17 protein-coding genes and 1 pseudogene are annotated in these 21005 nt (G+C 69.6%); 5 read left to right on the forward strand and 13 right to left on the reverse strand.

The features are described from left to right. Positions 1 to 2: 2 nt before the first annotated feature. A pseudogene (locus GTY58_RS30035) lies at positions 3 to 3012 on the reverse strand (beta-galactosidase). A 63-nt stretch (positions 3013 to 3075) separates the two neighbouring features. Here GTY58_RS30035 and GTY58_RS30040 point away from each other — a divergent pair. Continuing rightward, complete coding sequence (locus tag GTY58_RS30040; RefSeq protein ID WP_010987159.1) at positions 3076 to 3534, forward strand: Rrf2 family transcriptional regulator; 459 nt, start codon at positions 3076 to 3078, stop codon at positions 3532 to 3534. A gap of 176 nt (positions 3535 to 3710) precedes the next feature. Here GTY58_RS30040 and GTY58_RS30045 read toward each other — a convergent pair whose 3' ends face one another. From GTY58_RS30045 to GTY58_RS30060, 4 genes are all read right to left on the reverse strand, one after another. Further along, the gene (locus GTY58_RS30045) at positions 3711 to 4574 is read right to left on the reverse strand and encodes an intradiol ring-cleavage dioxygenase (RefSeq protein WP_107083265.1); all 864 of its coding nucleotides are present in this window, start codon (positions 4572 to 4574) and stop codon (positions 3711 to 3713) included. A 133-nt stretch (positions 4575 to 4707) separates the two neighbouring features. Then, positions 4708 to 5898, reverse strand: a complete 1191-nt coding sequence (locus tag GTY58_RS30050) for an NAD(P)/FAD-dependent oxidoreductase (protein WP_010987161.1) — start codon at positions 5896 to 5898, stop codon at positions 4708 to 4710. A gap of 23 nt (positions 5899 to 5921) precedes the next feature. Next, a complete protein-coding gene (locus GTY58_RS30055) occupies positions 5922 to 6716 on the reverse strand; it encodes a TetR/AcrR family transcriptional regulator C-terminal domain-containing protein (protein WP_010987162.1) in 795 nt (264 codons plus the stop codon). Between the two features lie 181 nt (positions 6717 to 6897). After that, positions 6898 to 7662 carry an intradiol ring-cleavage dioxygenase gene (locus tag GTY58_RS30060; RefSeq protein WP_010987163.1) on the reverse strand — a complete coding sequence of 255 codons (765 nt, stop codon included), beginning with the start codon at positions 7660 to 7662 and terminating at the stop codon, positions 6898 to 6900. Between the two features lie 657 nt (positions 7663 to 8319). Between GTY58_RS30060 and GTY58_RS40975 the strand changes: the two genes are divergently transcribed. The 4 genes from GTY58_RS40975 (at position 8320) to GTY58_RS30075 (ending at position 10546) form a co-directional block, all read left to right on the forward strand. Further along, complete coding sequence (locus GTY58_RS40975; protein ID WP_237528912.1) at positions 8320 to 8460, forward strand: hypothetical protein; 141 nt, start codon at positions 8320 to 8322, stop codon at positions 8458 to 8460. 81 nt (positions 8461 to 8541) lie between these two features. Further along, on the forward strand, positions 8542 to 8730 hold the full coding sequence (locus GTY58_RS40980) for a hypothetical protein (RefSeq protein WP_010987164.1): 189 nt from the start codon (positions 8542 to 8544) through the stop codon (positions 8728 to 8730). A gap of 75 nt (positions 8731 to 8805) precedes the next feature. After that, a complete protein-coding gene (locus GTY58_RS30070; RefSeq protein WP_078234528.1) occupies positions 8806 to 9510 on the forward strand; it encodes an ATP-binding cassette domain-containing protein in 705 nt (234 codons plus the stop codon). A 202-nt stretch (positions 9511 to 9712) separates the two neighbouring features. Continuing rightward, positions 9713 to 10546 (forward strand): serine hydrolase domain-containing protein, encoded by an 834-nt coding sequence (locus GTY58_RS30075; RefSeq protein WP_010987166.1) that lies wholly within the window; start codon positions 9713 to 9715, stop codon positions 10544 to 10546. A gap of 69 nt (positions 10547 to 10615) precedes the next feature. Here GTY58_RS30075 and GTY58_RS30080 read toward each other — a convergent pair whose 3' ends face one another. From GTY58_RS30080 to GTY58_RS30115, 8 genes are all read right to left on the reverse strand, one after another. Further along, on the reverse strand, positions 10616 to 12265 hold the full coding sequence (locus GTY58_RS30080; protein ID WP_010987167.1) for a histidinol-phosphate transaminase: 1650 nt from the start codon (positions 12263 to 12265) through the stop codon (positions 10616 to 10618). Between the two features lie 187 nt (positions 12266 to 12452). Further along, positions 12453 to 13604, reverse strand: a complete 1152-nt coding sequence (locus GTY58_RS30085; protein WP_010987168.1) for an aldose epimerase family protein — start codon at positions 13602 to 13604, stop codon at positions 12453 to 12455. Positions 13605 to 13660: 56 nt separating this feature from the next. Further along, positions 13661 to 14905: a multiple monosaccharide ABC transporter permease gene (gene mmsB, locus GTY58_RS30090; RefSeq protein ID WP_010987169.1), complete on the reverse strand. Its 1245-nt coding sequence runs from the start codon at positions 14903 to 14905 to the stop codon at positions 13661 to 13663. Positions 14906 to 14910: 5 nt separating this feature from the next. Next, positions 14911 to 16452, reverse strand: a complete 1542-nt coding sequence (mmsA, locus tag GTY58_RS30095) for a multiple monosaccharide ABC transporter ATP-binding protein (RefSeq protein ID WP_010987170.1) — start codon at positions 16450 to 16452, stop codon at positions 14911 to 14913. Between the two features lie 43 nt (positions 16453 to 16495). Beyond that, the gene (gene chvE / locus GTY58_RS30100) at positions 16496 to 17608 is read right to left on the reverse strand and encodes a multiple monosaccharide ABC transporter substrate-binding protein (protein ID WP_010987171.1); all 1113 of its coding nucleotides are present in this window, start codon (positions 17606 to 17608) and stop codon (positions 16496 to 16498) included. 142 nt (positions 17609 to 17750) lie between these two features. Further along, positions 17751 to 18719, reverse strand: a complete 969-nt coding sequence (locus GTY58_RS30105) for a hypothetical protein (protein ID WP_010987172.1) — start codon at positions 18717 to 18719, stop codon at positions 17751 to 17753. Between the two features lie 92 nt (positions 18720 to 18811). Further along, positions 18812 to 19816, reverse strand: a complete 1005-nt coding sequence (locus GTY58_RS30110; protein ID WP_010987173.1) for an alcohol dehydrogenase catalytic domain-containing protein — start codon at positions 19814 to 19816, stop codon at positions 18812 to 18814. Next, a complete protein-coding gene (locus GTY58_RS30115; RefSeq protein ID WP_010987174.1) occupies positions 19813 to 20970 on the reverse strand; it encodes a mandelate racemase/muconate lactonizing enzyme family protein in 1158 nt (385 codons plus the stop codon). The genes GTY58_RS30110 and GTY58_RS30115 overlap by 4 nt, the downstream gene beginning before the upstream one ends. Positions 20971 to 21005 lie beyond the last annotated feature (35 nt).

Below are 21005 nucleotides of genomic sequence, written 5' to 3' on the forward strand. Positions count from 1 at the left end.
CCTCAGTTCCTCCGACCCGGAGAGTCCACCAGCGTCACCGGGACCCCGCCGGCCGCCCGTCCCAGCAGCGTCAGTTCCACCTTCCCCGGCCCCGACGACGTCGTCCCGTCGGACAGGACGGCGAGGGCGAGTGTGTTCGGCCCACGTGTGTTCAGTACCCCGTTCGGCAGGACGAAGGTGTGCTGGGGACCTACGTCGTTGATGTACTGGCCCATGTTCCAGCCGTTGAGGAAGATCTGTACGCGGTAGGCGCGGGCGGGGTCGTCGTCCGTGAGGGTCAGTCCGATCGAGGCGTCCACCTCCGGGTCCACGGTCAGCCGGAAGCCCGTCCGGTACCAGGTCACGCCCTGCCGACGCTCGCTGCGCGGGAAGTCGGCCGCCGGCCAGCGGCCGTCAGCGAACCCGGGCAGGTGCCAGCCGTTGCGCTCCCCGTACAGACCGCCGTTGTTCAAAGGCCCCCGCACCGGGTCGGGGGCCGCCTCACCCTGAATGCGCCAACTCACCTCCGGTGAGGCGCCATTGAAGGTCACCGAGGACAGACCCCGCCCCGCCTTGTGGCTGTCGTTCGCCTTGCCGTCCTCGTCGTGCTGCATCCGGCGGACGAGGACGGCAAGGACGTGCGGGCCGGCGTCCGTCGTCTCCCTCACCTCGACCGGGAAGGTCGCCGTCGCCGACCAGGTCCCCTTCCGCACCGTCTTCTTGTCCGGCACCGGCATCCGGTGCGTGCCCAGCGGCTTCCCGTCCAGCCACGCCATCAGCAGCCCCTGCGTGCCCGTGACATAGGAGAAGGACACCGTGTCGGCAACGGAGCCGCCCTCGAAACGGCCCCGGTACCAGACGTCCCCGTAGTGGAAGCCGTAGTCGTCGGAGAAGAGGACCGGCCCGCCGGTGGGTACGGGCGTCGTGCTGTACGACGACGTCCGGTCGGCCGTCCGCCATGCCGAGTCGTCGAAGTCGGCGGCGGACTCCGGGTTCTCGGCCTGTCGGCGCCAGCCGGTGAGCGCGGGCAGCGTCACCTTCGGAGCGCCGGGCAACCGCCGCACGGCCCGCAGACTGCCGGAGGCCGTGGCGCGCGTCCGCACCGTGCGCCGGTTCCACACCACGTCGGACACCCCGCGCGGCGCCCACACCTCCAGGTCCGCGTCCTTCACCGTGTCCCCGGCGAGGTGCACGGTGGTGCCGCGTACCGTCGCCGTCCGCAGCAGCGCCGGGCCGCGTACCAGGACCGACCCCGACGGGGTGTCGTACCGCCACAGCCGCGCGGAGGCCTCGTCGTCGGCGAAGAGCAGGAGGAGAGGGGCGGTGGCGCCGCCGCCCTCCACCAACACCCTTGCCGCGGCGCCGGGTTCGGCGTCCACCCGTAGCGCGCCGTCCGTGTACGCGTAGCGGGCCGTCCCCTCCAGCACCGTGACCTTCGGCTTGCTCGCGCACTCCAGCAGCGTCTCCGTCGGATCGCCCGGCCGGCCGGTGAACACGGCGATGTCCTGGCGCCCGGCGGTGAGCCACAGCATGGGCTGGGCGCTGGAGTACCGCAGCCTGCGGCGCCCGAGCGCGATTCCGGTGGCGATCAGCCGGGCGTCGAGGCCGGGCACGGGCACGGTGACGGACGTCTCGGAGTCGAGGTGGAGGGAGACGCGGCGGTCGTCGGATGTGTCGTTGCGCAGCACGTGGAAGTGCGCCTTCGTGTCCGGGTTGACGAGGTGGTACGCCTTGATTCCCTCAATCCCCTTGATCCCCAGGTCGGCGCCCCCCTCGCCGCCCGCCTCGTCGATCGTGACGTCGTCCGCCCGGTCCAGCTTCGCCAGCTCGGGCACGGACTGGAGCAGATGCCCGAGCTGATGCATCGGGACCAGCTTCGCGGTCGGCTGCCGGGCCTCGTCGAGGGCGGCTCCGTAGTCGTACGACGTGTAGACGATCGGCGCGGGCAGCCAGCCCCAGGATGTGCCGCCGAAGGTCATGTAGACGTTGTGGAGCTTGATGCCGTTGGCGAGGTTGGTGAGATAGAAGCGCCGCTCGTACGCCGCGTCCCGCGTCCGGCGCGACTCGGCGTACCCCTTGCCGTCGAACTCGGCCCCGCCCCAGGGATCGAACCAGCCGCCGCCGAACTCGGGGACGAACCCCGGGGTCCGGGGGCTGGCCGTCGACCCGCCCTTCACCCCGCCGACGCCGAAGTACCCCCAGTCGGGCGGCGGCGCGGAGGGGGAAGGATAGCCGTCGAAGCCGTACAGCCAACGCCCGGTCTCGCCGCCCGTGTCGAAGGTGCCGGGCGCCCAATGTCCGTTCCGGCCCTTGTCGTTGTGGAAGAGGGGGACGTCGATGCCGTCAGCGCGGACCTTGGCGTACAGGTGGGCCATGTAGTCGCGGCCGAGGGGACTGGTGACGTGGTCGGCGTACTCGTTCTCCACCTGGTAGAGGACGATCGTGCCGTCGCCCCGGGTGAACAGGTGCCGGGCCGCGATCCGGTCGACGGCCGTCAGCCACTCGTCCACGTACGACAGGTAGGTCGGGTCGGAGGTGCGGGCCGTGCCCTCGGTGGCGGTCAGCCAGCCGGGGAAGCCGCCAGCGTCGACCTCGGCGTTGATGTACGGGCCCGGTCGCAGGATGACGTACAGGCCGGTCTCGGCGGCGATGCGCAGGAACAGGTCGAGGTCGCGGACACCGGTGAAGTCGTACGAGCCGGGGGCGGGGGAGTGGTAGTTCCAGGAGACGTAGATGCTGACGGCGTTGTAGCCGTGGGCGCGCATCTTCTGCAGGACGTCCCGCCACAGGGACGGGCTCGGCAGCCGGAAGGGGTGCACCTCGCCGGACCACAGGACGACCCGCTTGCCGTCGATGAGCAGGGAGTACTGGTCGAAGCCCACCGTGTGCGGGCGGCCGTCCGGGGCCGGGGGGCCGGGGGCCGGGCCGGTGGGGGCGGTGGCGGCGGCGTACACGCCGGTGCTCCCGCCGAAGCGCCAGACCGAGCGCGGCGGTGCCGGCGATCGCGCTGAAGGTACGTCTGCTCAACACCAACGGAGTCTCCTCGGGGGCGCGGGTGCGGCCATTGTCCACAGCGCGACGCCCGACAATGGGCGTATGAGGATCTCGGCACGAGCGGATTACGCGGTACGGGCGGTACTGGAACTCGCCGTCCGCGAGGACGACGGCCCGGTGAAGGCGGAGGCCATCGCCGCCGCGCAGGACATTCCGCACAAGTTCCTGGAGGGGATCCTCGGCGATCTGCGCCGCGGCGGCCTGGTCGCCAGCCGGCGCGGCGGCAACGGTGGCTACCGCCTCGCGCGCGCCGCCGACACGATCACCGTCGCCGACGTCATCCGCGCGGTCGACGGCCCGATCGTGTCCGTACGCGGTGAACGGCCCACCGGCCTCACCTACACCGGCTCCGCCGAACCGCTGCTGCCGCTGTGGGTGGCCCTGCGCGCCAATGTGCGCAAGATCCTGGAGGGCGTCACGCTCGCCGACATCGCGGCGGACGCACTGCCCGCACCGGTACGGGAACTGGCCGCGGAACCGGCGGCCTGGGAGAACCCGTGAGGCCGGAGCCCGCGGCCTGGGAGAACCCCTGAGGATTCCGGGTGTGGTGTGGTCCGCCGCGCGCTGTGGGCTGCCGCCCTGGCGTACTCGATCCGCGCCCGTCCGGGGGAGAGGGCGGCGGAGGCCGAGTCGGCCGAGGAGCGGCAGCCCGTGACCGCGTAGCGGGAGTCGACGGCTCAGCTGGAGCTGTCGACACCCACGGTCAGTGTCGCCTTGTAACCGTCCGACACACTGGAGCCGAGCGCGGTCAGCGTCAGCAGACCACTCGACGCGCCGCCGTCGTCGTAGATGGAGTCGTCGTCGAGCTGGGTCTCCTTCGTGGTGTTGTCCGAGTACGGCGAGATGGCCTGGATCTCGGTGTTGATGTCGGCGTCGAAGAACAGCTGGCCGGTGTGGATGACCTCGCCGCCGGTGTACGAGTCGTCGGTGAGCGTCACATCGGTGTGCACCCGCATGTGGACGTGCACGGCCCGCGAGACGTAGTGCCCGGGCCAGATGGAGATGAGCTTGACCTGGCCGTCGGAGTCGGTCAGCTGCCCGCCGCGCAGGAAGGTGCCGTCGTCCTCCTCGGTGTGGCCGTTGCGGCCGACGAAACCGGAGTACTCGCCGAGCGCGTCGCAGTGCCAGATCTCGACGAGGGCGTCGGCGAGCGGGGCGCAGTCGTTCGCGGTGTCGACGACGGTGAGGGTGTACTGGACCTCGACGCCCTCCTTGTCCTCCCGGATGTCCTCGCGGACGAGGGCGCCGTCGAGGGAGTACGGGCCCTCGGTGACCTCGGCGTTCAGGGTGCAGACGCCGGAGGAGGTGGTGGCGGACGTGGAGGCGGACGTGGTCGCGGAACCTGATGTGTCGGCCTTCGTCGTGCTGTCCGTGACCGGGTCGGCCGAGGCCATGCCCGCGATGGCGAGTCCGCCCGCCACTGCCATGGTGCCGCCGCCGATGAGGATACGGCGCCGCTGAACACTCTTGTCCCGACGGTGGCTCGCGGGCTGCGGGACGTTGTTGTCGTTCTGCTCGTGTTGCGCTTGGTTCTCAGTCATGGACATGGAAATTAGGGGCGCACCTGAGGACAGCCTTGATGCGGCGCTGTGAATGAGCTGGGGACCTAACTCCCAACCTCTGTGTTATGCACCGGAGTTGGGACGCACTCCGCGCGTCGCGTGCCTTATTCGGTCAGCGGTCGGACGGCTCGTGCCCACTCATCATGCCGACCAGTTCCTCCAGGGCGTTCGGGCCGAACATGAAGGTGAGGTTCGCCGCGGACTCGCCGGCGGCCCGGTGGCTGCGGGGGAACAGGGACCGCTCGTAGGCCGTGAGGGCGGACTCCGGGTCGGCGGGGTGGGCGGCCAGGGCCGTGGCCAGTTCCGCGCCGTCCAGCAGGGCGAGATTCGCGCCCTCGCCGGCGAACGGGGACATCAGGTGGGCCGCGTCGCCGAGGAGCGTCACGCCCGCGGTGCGCTCCCAGCGGTGGTCGACGGGCAGGGCGTGGATCAGGCGCGGGACCAGCGCTCCGTCGGCGTCGGTGATCAGGGCGCGCAGACGGTCGTCCCAGTCCTCGAAGTGCGTCAGGAGGGTCTTCTTGGCGGTGTCGGTGTCGGTGCCGGTGAAGTCGATGGTCGACAACCAGTCCTCGTCGGCCTTGAGGGCGACGTACGCGTGCACCGAGCCGTCGGTCTCCAGGTGGGTGAGGATCCCCTTCCCCTCGGCGAGCGCGAACATCGATCCGCCGCCGACCAGTTCGGCCGCCGCACGGTGCCGGGTGGCCGCCTCGTGCAGGTCGGCCTCGACGAAGGAGATGCCCGTGTAGGCGGGGGTGGCCGGGGAGAGCAGCGGGCGGATCCGTGACCAGGCCCCGTCCGCGCCGATCAGTACGTCCGTCGTGAACACGCTGCCGTCCGCGAGCGTCACCTCGTGACGGCCCCCGCCCAGCGCCCGCGCGCCCGTCACCTTCGCGCCCCAGCGGATCGTGCCCTCGGGCAGCGAGTCGAGGAGGATGCGGCGCAGATCGTTGCGGTCCACCTCGGGGCGGTCGCCCTCCTCCGGACGGTCGCCCTCCTCGTGCCGGACCGTGCCGTCCTTGTCGAGGATGCGGGTCGCCTCGCCTCCGGGGTGCACGATCGCCCGGAACTCCTCGTAGAGCCCGGCGGCCCGCAGTGCGGCCTGCCCCGACTCCCCGTGGATGTCGAGCATCCCGCCCTGGTGGCGGGCGGTCGGGGACGCGTCGGCTTCGTAGACCGCCGCTTCGATGCCGTGGACGTGCAGGACCCGGGCCGCGGCGAGACCGCCGAGACCGGCGCCGATGACGGCTATGGGGTGGTGGGTGGATGTGTGGGTGGATCCGTGCGCGGATGCGTGCGTGGACATGGTGAGCTCCTTGAAGGGTGGTCTTACGGTGTGGTGTCCGTGGCCGTGTCCGGGGCTGAGTTCTTGTCCGCGCCCGCGCCCGCGCCCGCGCCCGTGCCCGCGTCCGCGCCCGTGCCCGCGGCCGGGGTCGTGTCCGGGTCCGGTGCCGTCACGATTCCGCTGAGCAGCACCTGGAAACCCCAGGCCAGGCGGGCTTCGCCGGCCCCGGCGATCAGGTCGGGGCCAAGGGCGGTGATCTGCGGGTGCCGGTCCGGCGAGGAGTTGTCCAGTACGGCGGTCAGTGCCTCCCGGTCCCGCTGCGCGTCGGCGCTCTCGGCCCGCGTGGAGTGCTCGGCCGCCGTCGCCGTCCCGTACTGGAGCAGCAGGTCCAGGCCCCAGGCCGCCCGCTCCGGCGCCGCCCCGCCCTCGGCGAGCAGCGCGAGGACCGCCTCCACCAGGTCGAGGTAGTGCTCCCCGGACGGGCGGGCCACCAGCGCCGAGCGGGCGAGCGCCGGGTGCTCGAACAGCACCTCCACGTACGACGTCAGCAGGCGTGCGAGCCGGTCGCGCCAGTCGCCCGCGGACCGGACGGGGGACAGGTCCACCTCGCCCAGCAGCTCGTCCAGGACGGCCGCGTGCAGCTCCGCGGTGTTGCGGACGTACACGTACAGCGACGCCGGGCCCGTGTCGAGCTCCTGGGCCAGGCGTCGCATGGTGACCCGCTCCAGCCCCTCGGCGCGCATCAGCTCGACGGCGGTCGCGACGATCCCGGCCCGGGTCAGGGCCGGTTTGGCGGGCCGCTCGCGGCGGCTTCGGGGGGAGGGGGAGTGCGGTGTCATACGAAGACAGTAACGAACATGTTCGCTACGAACAAGGACGTAGCGAACATGTTCGTTCGCGATGTCGCGCAGGGACGAGATCACGCAGGCACGAGATCACGCAGGCACGAGATCACGCCGGAACGGGATCACGTCGGGACGAGATCGCGCCGGAACGGGATCACGTCGAAACCGGATCAGCTCAGCCCTGGTCGACCCCCAGCGTGAGCGTCCCGGCGTACCCCGATGACGTCGAGCTGCCCAGTGCCGTGAGCGTGAGCAGGCCGGACGCGGCGCCTCCGTCGTCGTAGATGGAGTCCTGCGCGAGCGTGGTGCGGGTGACCGTGTTGGTCGAGTACGGGGAGATCTTCGCGACCGCCGTCGTCACCGTCTCGTTGAAGAACAACTGGCCGGTGTGCAGCTCCTGGCCGCCCGTGAACGAGCCGTCGGAGGTGAGCGTGACGCCGGTGTGCACCTTGACGTGGATGTGGACGCAGCGGCCGCGGTACCAGCCGGGGTAGATCGAGGTGATGTTCGCGACGCCGCTGGAGTTCGTCAGCACGCCGCCGCGCAGGAACTTGCCGTTGTCCGGCTCCGAGTGGCCGTTGTTGCCGACGAATCCGGAGTACTCGCCGAGCGCGTCGGAGTGCCAGAGCTCCACGAGCGCGTTGCTGATGGGGGCGCAGGTGGAGTCGTCGACGACGGTGAGCGCGAGCTTGAGCGGTATGCCCGCCTTGCCCTCGGTGATGTCGGCGCGGACGAGGGCGCCGTCGAGGTAGTAGGGGCCTTCGGTCATCTCCTTCGTGAGGGTGCAGACGGCCGCCGCGGCGGCGGGGGCCGCGTCCTTCGCGTCGGCTGTGGGGGCTTCAGTCGCGGCGGCGGCGCTCACGGCCAGGGTGACGGCCGTGGCGCCGGTCGCGATCAGTACGGTGCGACGCCCGATCGAGGGCTCTGAAGTGTCTGTCATGAACACGGCACCGTAGGAACACTTCCTGTTGAAGCGCTGTGCGTTGGGCAAAGTGACATGCCGTCAAGTACCTTGCCGGACGCGGTGGTTCACCTATGGCTGCGTCGGCCGATGGCTGACGCGGGCGCTGGCGGTGAACGGCAGCCCGCACTGAACACCCTTCACGCGTCCCGCCTCGGCGAGGCTTCCGGGTTCCGTGATTGTGACGTAAGTGGCCTGAAATCACGGGCATGTGACGGGAGCGGGGTGTGCCGCAGGCGTCGTTCGGGTGCGCCGGAAGCGTTGACGCGCGCGGGTGCCGAGTTCGCGAACGGCGTCCTGGTCGAGCGTGTTGAGGTCGTCGCCTGATGGCACGTCACCCAACCTGCCTCTGTTGGCAATTGCTCTGCACCTCAAGGTCGGGAGCCTCGTCCTCGGTGCAGCCGGCCAAGCGCAACGGTGTCCCCGGGGGACGACCTATGATCATGAACCGGACATCACGCACTTCCTCAAAATGTAGAGCGTCAAGGAAAAGCAAAGAACCCCATGGATGGGGCGGGTCAAATCGGGATATATTTCGGTTATTTCTGTCTTCATTTTTCCTGCCTCCTGTTAAGTTTTGCCGCGACTCTGGACGTAACACGACCAACCAGGGCCAAGTAAGAAACGGGAGGAATAATGCGTAAGTTGGCAGTCGGTGTTCTTGCCGGCGGACTTTTCGCCCTTGGCGCCGGGACCGCGATGGCGGTCTCCTGGCACACCATTCCGACGCTCAGCACCGGTGGCGCCTCGTTCACGGGCGGCACGTACGCGTTCTGACCCTCGGGCCAGAACCACGGCGCGTTCGAATGGGCGGGGAATCTGAACGACGCCGACAACGGTGACGGGCACAACGTCTACATGCAGGTGCGGGTCGAGGGCTACGACTGGAGCCGCTACAACGGCAAGCAGAAGAAGTCCGTCCCCCTCGACAAGCTGAACTGGGACGGCGCCGCCCTTCACACCGACGACGCGTACATACGCGTCTGCCGTGACAAGGGCTCACTGAACCCTGACAACTGCTCGCCGACCAAGCACTACCAGAGGTAGTCGGTCGCTCCGGCAAGACCGCGGGCTCAGGGCGTACCCCTGGGCCCGCACGCTTCTTTGGGGGAAGCCAACAGCATGTCAGAAATTCTTACTGCTACGGGAGTTGACCTCTCCTACGGCAATCAGCCGGCCGTTCGCGACGCTCACCTCTCGGTCTCCCCCGGGGAAGTCGTGGCGATCACCGGGCAGAGCGGTTCCGGCAAATCCTCGCTGCTGTATTGTCTCGCCGGCGTCCTGCCCGCCACCCGCGGTCAGGTGCGGTTCGAAGGGCGGGCACTCGGCGACCTCGCCGACGAGGAGATCAGCGTGCTCCGCCGGGAGCGCTTCGGATTCGTCTTTCAATACGGCGAGTTGCTCCCGGAACTCACCGTCGAGGAGAACACCGCCCTGCCGCTCCGCTTGGCCGGGCAGCGCAAGGGACCCGCGCTCGCGGCAGCCGGCGAGGTGCTCGAACGTCTCGGACTCGGCGGACTGCGTGAGCGTCGGCCCGCACAGGTCTCCGGCGGGCAGAGCCAGCGCGTCGCTGTCGCGCGTTCTCTGGTCCACCGACAGTGCGCCCAAGTCGTGCTGCCGCTGGGTTTCGGCCTGGTTCTGGCACTCGTCACGGGCAAACTCGCCGAGTCCAGTTACCTGATCACCGGGGGCGGCACGGTCCGCTGGGATCTGCCCGGCGTCCCACTGCTGGCACTCGCCGCGGCAGGCGTGGTAGCGGCTGCGGCGGCGAGCTCGCTGCCACTGGTAGGCCGCCGTGTCGACCCGGAACTGATCCGCCGCGACTGACCGGCCGGCCGCACACGACCGACGACCGGTCGTGCGTATGCCTCCGCCGCTCCTCTGCCGGCAGCCCCCACCGGAATCACCTTCCAGCGGGGGCTGCCGGATGAGAGCACCCGTCCCAGCGTCGTTCGGTGGTTCTTCCGCCCTGCGCCGTACCGTCTCGCCCGATTGAAAGATCCGGCTCGCCCCAGTCGAAGGCCCCATCGTGCGCCGTACCCCGACCTGCGTTCTGAGCGACGCGGCTCCCCCCGACGTCGGCGACGGTCATGCCCTGGACCGTTTCGTCGAAATCGGCTCGCTCACCAAGGTCGTCACCGGCACCGCACTGACCCGCATGGCCGCGGCCGGGGTGCTCGAGCTCGACGATCCCGTCGAGCGGTGGCTTCCCGCGGCCCCCGGTACCGGGATCACGCTCCGGCACCTGGCCCAGCACACCTCCGGCCTCCCCCGTCTGCCGCCCCGCGTCTCCCGTCGGGACCCGTACGCGGAGTTCGACCGTCCCGCGCTGCACCGGCTGCTGCACCGGCTCGACGCGATCGCCACCCGCCCTGCCGGCCGTCAGGAGGAGTACTCCAACCTCGGCTACGCCGTCCTCGGCGAGGCCCTGAGCGCCGCGGCCGGCACCGGCTACGAGGAGCTGGTGACCGAGTACGTCCTTCGTCCGCTGGACTTGGCGGAGGTGACCGCGCACCCGGACCCGAGCAGGCGCCTGCCCGCCCCGGGGCTCTTCGGTTGGCCCCGCAGGCCGTGGACGATGCACGGCGCGATCCTGCCCGCGGGAGGCCTGTGGGCCACCCCGCGCGCGGCGGCCGACCTGGTCGTACGCCTCCTGGTGGAACGCCGGCTGGGGGAGCCCGCGCCGACCTGGCAGACGGCGGGCCCCCTGCGCTGGCACAACGGGGCCACGCGTGACGCCTCGGTCTTCGCCGGAGCGCTGGACGACGGCCGCTGGGTGCTGATCCACCGCCTCAACGCGGCGCCGGACGACACCGACCGGGCCGGCATCGAGGCGCTCAAGCGGAGCCGGGCCGCCTCCTGACACCGGCGCCCGCCTCGACCGGCAGGCCCGGCAGGGAACGCCGGGGGCGACGGGAGGGTGCCGACGGACCTAGCCGACCTGGTTGTACATCGCCCCCGCGGCCGGCCAGCCCGTCGGCTCCGGTGTCGGTTCCGGCTGGGTGCGGCCTCTGACCTGGGCGGCGGTCAGGCCCTGTGCGGCGCCCATGCCCCGGCGGTTGTTCTGTGCGGCGCTGGCGAGACCGGGCATGCCGGTCTGCGCCACCGCCGTCAGCCCGGCGGCCGGGGCGGGGGCCATGCCCGGCATGGGCGCGTTGGGGGCGGGAGCCATGCTCGGCATGGCCGCGGCCGGCGCGGCGTACGGCATGGGGGCCGGCGCGGGCATCGCGGGGGCGGGCATGGGAGCGGGCGCCGGCATCGCGGCCGGGGCCGGTGTCGGGTACGGAGACTGCGGCGGGTAGGGGTTCTGCGCCTGGGCGGCCCCCGGTGCCAGGGACTGCATCCCCGCCGCCTGGGCCGCCAGACCCGGCATCCCCGCCCCGTTCGTCTCCCCCACCAACCGGTCCACCGCCGCCGTACCCGAGCTGTAGCTGGTCCCTGTGCCCAGCTCGGGCACGGCGGCTCCCCTCCTGGTCCCGTAGAGCACCTGTTCCAGGCCGGACACCAGGCGACGCACGTCCACCTGGGGGCGCACCACGAGTCGCAGGAAGCGGCTGGATGAACCGATCTTGTTGCCGCACTCGCGGACCAGGATGCGGTGCTCGGTGAGCAGTCGGTCCCGGACCACGGTGCCTTCGGCGCCCACGGGGAGGCGCACGAAGAGGAAGTTGCCCTGCGACGGGTAGACCGTCAGACCGGGCAGCGCGGAGAGCTGGCGGGCCATGTCGAGCCGGTCCCGGCGGACCATGTGCAGGCTCTCCAGGTATTCGGCGCCGTGCTCCTTGAGCATGAACACCACGGTCTCCGCGAAGGAGTTGAGGTTCCACTTGGGCAGCATGGAACGCACCTTGCCCGCGAGGGCAGGGTTGGCGACGAGATAGCCGAAGCGGATGCCGTGCAGGCCGAAGTTCTTGCCGAGGCTGCGCAGCACGATGACGTTGGGGCGCATCACCGCGTCCTCGACCACGCTCGGTTCGTTCTCCGCGTCGGCGAACTCCAGGAACGACTCGTCGATGACGATCAGGTCCAGGTCCGCCATCGCGTCCATGAACTGGATCAGCGACTGGCGGGGGATGAAGCCGCCGTCGGGGTTGTTCGGGTTGCAGATGACGGCGACCCGGGTGCCGCGGGCCCGTATGAACTCGGCGTACTGGGCGAGGTCGAGGGCGAAGCCGCTGGACTCCTGGAGCGGGAACATGTCGACGCGCTTGCCGGTCTCCATCGGCTGGTCGGTCCAGCGGCCGAAGGTGGGGACGGGGATGGCGAGGGACTCGCGGACCAGCAGATGGTCGATCCAGGTGATGAGTTCGGTGGATCCGTTGCCCATCGCGACGCACTGCGGCGGCAGCTGGAGCAGATTGCACAGCTCGGCCGTGATGGTGTCCGCGCTGCTCGGGTAGTACGTGATGATCTCCCGCAACCGGCCGGCCAGGTCGTCGAACATGGCGGGCGTCGGGAAGTACGGGTTGCAGGGAATACAGAAGTCCACCGGGCCGGCCCCGTCGCTCTCCCGCGTCAGCGCGGCCATCGACGGGCTGTGCGCCGACGTGCTGCGGAACAGCGAGGTGACGTTTTCGGCCATGGAACCTCCGTAGGGGACGGGCCCGCTGGGGAGGACGGGCCCTCCGTCTTTGGGTGGCCCGTGCGGGGGAGCACGGGCCACCCACTCATACGGATACGGAGGTGGCGCTGTTCAACTGGTGTGAATGAAGTGTGACTTCGGGAACCCCGAAGCCCCGCGGCGCGTCAGGCGTCGAACCCGCGGCGCGTCAGGCGTCGAACGAGTGCACCGTCGAGCTGCGGTAGGTCTCGCCCGGCCGCAGCACCGTCGACGGGAACGCCGGCTGGTTCGGCGAGTTGGGGAAGTGCTGGGTCTCCAGGCACAGCGCGTCGCCCTGGCGGTAGATGTGCCCGCCGGGGCCGACCAGTGTGCCGTCCAGGAAGTTGCCGGAGTAGAACTGAAGGCCCGGCTCGGTCGTCGCGATCCTCAGCGTGCGGCCCGAGGACGGGTCCCGGAGCGTCGCGACGTGCGCGGGCTTCGCCGTGATCCCCTTGTCGAGGACCCAGTTGTGGTCGATGCCCTTGCCGTACAGGAGCTGCTGGTTCGCCTCTCGGATGTCCTCGCCGACGGTCTTCGTACGGCGGAAGTCGAAGGGGGTGCCCGCGACCTTGGCCAGCTCACCGGTGGGGATCAGGCCCGAGTCGACGGGGGTGTAGCGGGCGGCGGCGATCTTCAGTTCGTGGTCGTAGATCGAGCCGCTGCCCTCGCCCGCCAGGTTCCAGTAGACATGGCTGGTGAGGTTGACGACGGTGGCCTTGTCGGTGGTGGCCTCGTAGTCGATGCGCCAGTCGCCGTGCCTGGTCAGCGTGTAGGTGACCTTCGCCTTGAGCGTGCCCGGGTAGCCCATCTCGCCGTCGACGCTCGTGTAGTACAGGTGCAGGCCCACGTCCGAACCGGAGGTGAAGCCCTCGATGTCCCAGGGGCGCTTGTCGAAGCCCTTGGCGCCGCCGTGCAGGCTGTTGACCCCGTCGTTGACGGACAGCTGGTAGGACTTGCCGTCGAGGTCGAACCGGCCCTTGGCTATACGGTTTCCGTACCGGCCGATGAGCGCGCCGAAGTACGGGGTCTTCGCGACGTAGTCCTCGATGGTGGCGAAGCCCAGCGACACGTTCTTGTAGCGGCCGTGCCGGTCCGGGATCTCCAGGGACTGGACGATGCCGCCGTACGACAGGACCTTCAGCCGGGTGCCGCCGTTCTCCAGCGACCAGCGGTAGATCTTCGTCCCGTCGGCGAGCTTGCCGAAGAGCTCCTTCACCGGCCTTCCGCTTCCCGGGGCGGCCTGTGCCGTCCCGCCGAGCGTGGTCGCCGCGATGCCCGCGGCCGCGGTGCCCGCGATGAGTGTGCGTCTGTTCAGTTCCATGTGCGGCTCCTGTACAAGGAAGGGCCCCGCCGGTGACCGGCGGGGCCCGAGCTGACTTACGAACCGACCTTGCGCTTGTTCCACACGTCGAAGCCGACCGCCGCGAGCAGCACGAGGCCCTTGATGACCCCCTGCCAGTCGGTGCCGACGCCGACGAGGTTCATGCCGTTGTTGAGCACACCGAGGACCAGGCCGCCGATGATGGCGCCGAGGATGGTGCCCACGCCGCCGCTCATCGAGGCACCGCCGATGAACGACGCGGCGATGGCCTCGAGTTCGAAGTTGACGCCGGCCTTCGGCGAGGCTCCGTTGAACCGCGCCGCGAAGACCAGGCCCGCGAGCGCGGCCATCATCCCCATGTTGAGGAAGACGAGGAAGGTGACCTTCTTGTCCCTGACGCCCGACAGCCTGGCCGCCGGCAGGTTGCCGCCGATCGCGTACACGTGGCGACCGACCACCACGTTGCGCATGACGTAGCCGAAGCCGACCAGGAGCACCGCCAGGACCAGCAGGACGACCGGCGCGCCCTTGTAGCTGCCGAGCTCCATGGTGAGGGCGATGATCGCCGCGGTCAGCAGGGCGAGCTTCACCGCGAACAGGTTGGCGGGCAGCACCTCGAGGGAGTACTCCGCCTGCCGCTTGCGGTCCTTCATCTCACGCCAGATCACGAAGCCGACCAGTGCGAGACCGAGCAGCAGCGTGAGGTTGTGGTAGTTGGTCTTCGGGCCGACCTCGGGCAGGAAGCCGTTGGCGACCTTCTGAAGGCCCTCCGGGAACGGGCCGAGCGTCTGGCCCTTGAGGAAGACCTCGGTCAGACCGCGGAAGATCAGCATGCCGGCGAGCGTCACGATGAACGACGGCATGCCCAGATAGGCGATCATGAACCCCTGCGCGGCCCCCGCGGCCGCTCCCACGGCCAGGCACAGCAGCACCGCGAGCGGCCAGGGCACGTCGTGGTTGACCATCAGCACCGCGGCCACACCGCCCACGAAGGCGGTGATCGAGCCGACCGACAGGTCGATGTGGCCCGCGATGATGACGATCATCATGCCGATCGCGAGGATCAGGATGTAGCTGTTCTGCAGCACGAGGTTGGACACGTTGCGCGGCAGGAGCAGGTCGCCACCCGTCCACACCGCGAACAGGGCCACGATCACCCCGAGGGCGATCAGCATGCCGTACTGGCGCATGTTGCTGCGCATGCCGTCGACCAGCAGCCGGAGCAGGCCGGGACCGGATCCGGAGGGACTTCCCCCGGGTGACGCTTCGGCCGGTGTCTTGGCCGTGACATTGGCACTCATGGGTACTACCTCTTGTCCTTGGTCATGTGGCGCATCAGCACTTCCTGCGTCGCTTCGGAACGCGGAACCTCACCGGTGAGCCGCCCGGCTGCCATGGTGTAGATGCGGTCGCACATGCCGAGCAGTTCGGGGAGTTCGGAGGAGATGAAGACGACCGCCTTGCCCTCGGCGGCCAGCTGGTCGATGACCGTGTAGATCTCGTACTTGGCGCCCACGTCGATCCCGCGGGTCGGCTCGTCCAGGATCAGCACATCGGGACCCGCGAAGATCCACTTGCTGAGGACGACCTTCTGCTGGTTGCCGCCCGACAGCCGGCCGACCGGCTCGAAGACGGTGGGTGCCTTGATGTTCATGGACTTCCGGAAGCCCTCGGCGACCTTGCGTTCCTCGTGGTCGTCGACGACACCCCGTTTGGCGACCTTGCCCAGCGCGCTGAGCGAGATGTTGCGGCCGATGGTGTCCATGAGGTTGAGCCCGTAGTGCTTGCGGTCCTCGGTGACGTACGCGATGCCGTGGGCGACCGCCTCGGGGACGGTCTTCGTACGGATCTCCTTGCCGTCCTTGAGGACGGTGCCCTGCGCGTACCGGCCGTAGGTGCGCCCGAAGACGCTCATCGCGAGCTCGGTGCGGCCCGCGCCCATCAGACCCGCGATGCCGACGATCTCCCCGCGCCGCACGGAGAGTGACACATCATCGACCACCTTGCGCTGCTGGTCGATCGGGTGGTGCACGGTCCAGTTGCGGATCTCCAGGGCCGGTGCCGCGTCCGCTTCCGGCTGGTGCGGGGTGCGCTCCGGGAAGCGGTGGTCGAGGTCACGGCCGACCATGCCGTTGATGATCCGCTCCTCGGTGGTCTCCGGGGCCTTCACATCGAGGGTCTCGATGGTCCGGCCGTCCCGGAGGATCGTCACCGAGTCGGCGACCCGCTCGATCTCGTTGAGCTTGTGGGAGATGATGATCGAGGTGATGCCCTGGTTCTTCAACTCCAGGATGAGATCGATGAGTTTGCCGCTGTCCTCGTCGTTGAGCGCCGCGGTCGGCTCGTCGAGGATCAGCAGCTTCACCTCCTTCGCCAGGGCCTTCGCGATCTCGACGAGCTGCTGCTTGCCCACGCCGATGTCGGCGACACGGGTCTGCGGGTGATCGTCGAGACCGACCCGGCGCATCAGCCGGCTCGCGTGCTTCAGCGTGTCGTTCCAGCTGATGACCCCGCGCGCGGCGTGTTCGTTGCCGAGGAAGATGTTCTCCGCGATGGAGAGGTACGGCACCAGCGCCAGCTCCTGGTGGATGATCACAATGCCGTGCTGCTCGCTCGCCCGGATGTCCTTGAAGCGGCAGGTCTCCCCCTCGAAGAGGACCTCGCCCTCGTAACTCCCGTGCGGGTGAACGCCGGAGAGCACCTTCATCAGGGTGGACTTGCCGGCGCCGTTCTCCCCGCAGATGGCGTGGACCTCGCCCGGACGGACGGTCAGGGTGACGTCCGAGAGCGCCTTGACGCCGGGAAAGGTCTTGACGATCGAGCGCATTTCCAGGACGGGTCCCGCCATGGTCGTGCCTTCCAATCCTTGAGAAACCTTGAGAAACGGGCGGTTACTGGACGTCGCTCGCCTTCAGGTATCCCGAGTCGATGAGCTCCTGCTTGTAGTTGCTCTTGTCGACGCTCACCGGCTGAAGCAGGTACGCCGGGACGACCTTGTCGCCGTTGTCGTACGACTTGGTGTCGTTGATCTCCGGCTTCTTGTCGTTGAGCGCGGAGTCGACCATGTTCGTGGCGACCTCGGCGAGCTTGCGGATGTCCTTGTAGACGGTCTGCGTCTGCTCACCCGCGATGATCGACTTCACCGAGGCGACCTCGGCGTCCTGGCCGGTGACGACCGGCAGCGGCTTGGACTTCGAGCCGTAGTCGTCGGACTTGAGCGCCGACAGGATGCCGATGGAGATGCCGTCGTAGGGCGAGAGCACCGCGTCGACCCGGGCCTTCGAGTACGTCGAGGTCAGCAGGTCGTCCATGCGCTTCTGCGCGGTGCCGCCGTCCCAGCGCAGGGTGGTGACCTGGTTCAGCGCGCTCTGGCCGGACTTGACGACCAGCTTCTTGTCGTCGAGGTACGGCTTGAAGACCTTCATCGCGCCGTTGAAGAAGTACTTGGTGTTGTTGTCGTCGTTCGAGCCCGCGAACAGCTCGATGTTGAACGGGCCCTTCTTGGAGCCGTCCTTCAGACCGAGCTTGTCGACGATGTACGTGGCCTGGAGCTCGCCGACCTTCTCGTTGTCGAAGGAGGCGTAGTAGTCGACGTTCTTGGTGCCGAGGATCAGGCGGTCGTAGGAGATCACCGGGATCTTCGCGTCGGCCGCCTGCTGGAGCACGTTGTCCAGGGACTTGTTGTCGATGGCCGCGATGATCAGGGCCGAGACACCCTGGGTGATCATGTTCTCGATCTGCGAGACCTGGGTGTCGGGGTCGTCCTCGCCGTACACCAGCTTCGTCTTGTAGCCGGCCGCCTTCAGGTCCTTCTCCACGTTGGCGCCGTCGGCGATCCATCGTTCCGAGGACTTGGTGGGCATGGCGATACCCACCGTGGAGCCCTTGGCGCTCTTCTTCTCGTCCTTGCTGCCGCCCTCGCTGTTCTGCCCGCAGGCGGACAGCGTGAGGGCGAGGGAGGCGGCGGAGGCTATGACGGCGAGGGCGGCTCTGCGATTGCGCATGATCATCTTCCTTGATGTGTGGGCGCGGCTCGGTCTCGCGGTGCGGGCACGCTCCGAAGAGTGGGGCGAGGAAAGACCGAGAACAGGTGTGTGGGATTGTGCGCGGCTGTGTCGTCTTTTGTGAAGAGGGTTTGTTCGAACGTTATGAGGAGGTGTCGAACCGTCTGAGCGTGCCGGGCAGCCGCGAACCGAGCGGCGCCATGTCGCCGTCCGCTCCGTGCCGCGCGAGCAGGTCCAGGGCGAGCCGGCCGCGCCGCACTCTCTCCCGGGCGGTGTTCAGGGTCAGGTCCCGCAGGTGGTGCCCGTACGGGTAGATCCCGGGCGCCTTGGACAGGCCGAACTTCAGGTAGAGCGGTGCGCCGCGCCGGATCAACTCGGCGACCTCGTACATCCGCACATAGCCGCCGAGATCGTCGGGGGCCTCGATGTACATGTCCATGGGGGCGGCGGAAACCCGCCGGATCTCCGTGAGGTGAGCGAGCGTCAGATCGCTCGGTACGTTGACGGAGTCGGCGCCGAGGTTCTCGTACACGGCGTACGCGGCCGGGTTGACGGGACCGATCAGCGCCGAGACCTTGAGGGTCGTGTCGGCCGGGATGATGCCCGCGACGCGCGCCCGGTGCAGGGTCCACAGCACGCCCTCGTCGGCGACGAGCAGGCACTTGACGCCCAACTCGGTGGCGCGGACGGCGTCTTCGACACAGCCGGCCACCGCGTCGTGGCCCCGGGCGCGCAGTCCGCCGCCGCGCGAGTCGCTGCGGGTGGAGCCGCCGATGTCCCAGGTGCCGCGCGGGCCCGTGAACAGACAGAGTTCGATGTCGCGTGCGGCGGTGGCCTCGACCATCTCGGTGATCTCGGCGTCGGTCAGCATCCAGATGCCGCTGCCCTGGCTGATCCGGTGGATCGGCACATCGAGCCGCGAGGACTCCTTGAGGACCACGGCGAGCGCTTCGGGGCCCTCGACGGAGGGCACCTCGGTGCGCCAGCGGCCGCCCCCCGGGAAGGTGTGCGGCGAGGCGTCGGCGGGGGAGAGGGCGGGCGCGCCCAGGCCGAGCGCGGCGAGTGCCTGCTCACCGGGTCGACGGGGCGCCGTAGGGGAAGCGTCGGTCACAGCTGTCCTTCGCGTTCGAGATGTCGGACGTGGTTCGTTTCGGTGGGTGTACGCCGGTACGGAGCGTCAGGAACTCCGTACCGGCGTACCGCTCAGGGGCGGAGAAGGACTTTTCCGACCTCCGGGTCGCCGGAGCCCACCAGCTCGATGGCCCGGGGGAACTCGACGAGCGGCAGTTCGTGCGTGACCAGCGGCAGCGGGTCGAGGAGCCCTGCCCCGAACACCCGGACCGTGTGCGCCCAGGCGTCCGGCGGCGCCCCGAACACGGTGTGCACCTCCAGCTGCCGTACGACGAGATCGGTGGGGTCGAGCCCTTCGGCGCCCGGCGCCGGGATGCCCGTCAGGACCAGGCGTCCGCCGCGCCTGAGCAGGGAGGCGGCGGTGCGCGCGGCGGACGCGGACCCGGCGGTCTCGATCACGACGTCGAAGTCGGCGGGCAGCTCCTGGTCCTTCGTACGGAAGCCGGTGGCGCCGAAGTCCCGGGAGAGCTTCTCGCGGTCCGGGCGGGTGCCCACCACCAGCAGTTCGGCGGGGGAGCCCGCCCTGAGGAACTGCACCGCGAACATCCCGAGCGTGCCCGTGCCGACCACCGCGACCCGCTCGCCGGGCCGGGCGTTCGCCTTGAGGGCGGCCGCCGCGACGCAGGCCGCGGGCTCCAGGAGCGCGGCGGCGGTCAGGTCGGCGTCGTCCGGCAGGACGTGCAGCAGCCGCGCCGGCAGGGTCAGGGTGGCGGCCATCGCGCCCGGCTGGGTGAAGCCCGTCTCCTCGTACCCGGCGGTGCACAGCGTGGTCTCGCCCGCGTGGCAGCGGTCGCAGACCTGGCAGTTGCGGAAGCCCTCGCCGACCACCTTGCGGCCGACCAGGGTCCCCGGCACCCCGGCACCCACCGCCTCGACCGTGCCGGACCACTCGTGGCCGGGGGTGAGCGGGTAACGGACGTACCCCTCGGGCCGGTTGCCCTGGTAGACCTCGCGGTCGCTGCCGCAGATGCCGGACGCGTGGACACGGACCAGGGCCTCGCCGGCGGCCGGGGCCGTCGGCTCGTGCGCGACGATCCGGTACTCGCCCGGCGCCTCGATGACGACCGCGCCGCTCACTTGCTCCCCTTCGGCTTGCGCTGCTCCCAGCCGTCCGCCCACAGGTCGAACCGGGCCTGCTGCTGGGGGAACTCGGCAGCCGCGTCGGTGTCCAGCTCGACGCCGAGGCCGGGCGCGTCGGAGAGGTGGAAGTAGCCGTCGACGACCTGCGGCGCGCCCTTCACCACCTTCTTGATCTCCGCGTCCGCGAAGTCGTTGAAGTGCTCCAGGATCTTGAAGTTCGGGGAGGTGAAGCCGACCTGGAGACTCGCGGCCGTCAGTACCGGGCCGCCGACGTTGTGCGGCGCCACGAGGACGTAGTGGGCCTCGGCGGTCGCGGCCAGCTTGCGGGTCTCCCAGATGCCGCCGATGTGGCCGACGTCGGGCTGGATGATGTCCACCGACTGGCTCTCGAACAGCTCGCGGAACTCGATCCGGTCGTGGATGCGCTCGCCGGTGGCCACCGGGATGTCGACCTTCGCGGCCACCTTCTCCAGCGCCTTCAGGTTCTCCGGCGGCACCGGCTCCTCCAGCCAGGCCGGCTTGAAGGGCGCGAGTTCGCGGGCGAGGCGGACGGCGGTGGCGGGGGAGAAGCGGCCGTGCATCTCCAGCATCAGCTCGGCGTCCGGGCCGATGGCGTCGCGCACGGCCTCGATGAGGGAGACCGAGTAGAGGGTCGCGTCGTGGTCGAGCTCGAAGTGGCCGGTTCCGAAGGGGTCGATCTTCAGTGCCTTGTAGCCGCGCGCGATCACTTCCTGTGCGGCCTTGTGGTACGCCTCCGGGGTGCGCTCGGTGGTGTACCAGCCGTTGGCGTACGCCTTGACCTTGTCGGTGACCTTGCCGCCGAGCAGCTGCCACACCGGCACCCCGAGGGCCTTGCCCTTGATGTCCCAGCAGGCCATCTCGATCACGGCGATGCCCGACATCACGATCTCGCCGGCCCGGCCGTAGTCGCCGTACTTCATACGCCGTACGAGGTCCTCGACGGCGAAAGGATCGGAGCCGAGAATGTGATTGGCCTCGGCCTCCCGCAGATAGCCGATCAGTGCGTCGGTGTGGCCCAGCATCCGGGTCTCGCCGACACCCGTGATCCCCTCGTCGGTGTGCACCTGGACATAGGTCAGGTTGCGCCACGGCGTTCCGACCACATGTGTGCTGATTCCGGTGATGCGCACGGCAGTTGCCCCTTGTAGCTTCGTCAGTGCTGCTG

Source organism: Streptomyces sp. SID5469, from assembly GCF_009862865.1.
Lineage (GTDB): Bacteria > Actinomycetota > Actinomycetes > Streptomycetales > Streptomycetaceae > Streptomyces > Streptomyces avermitilis.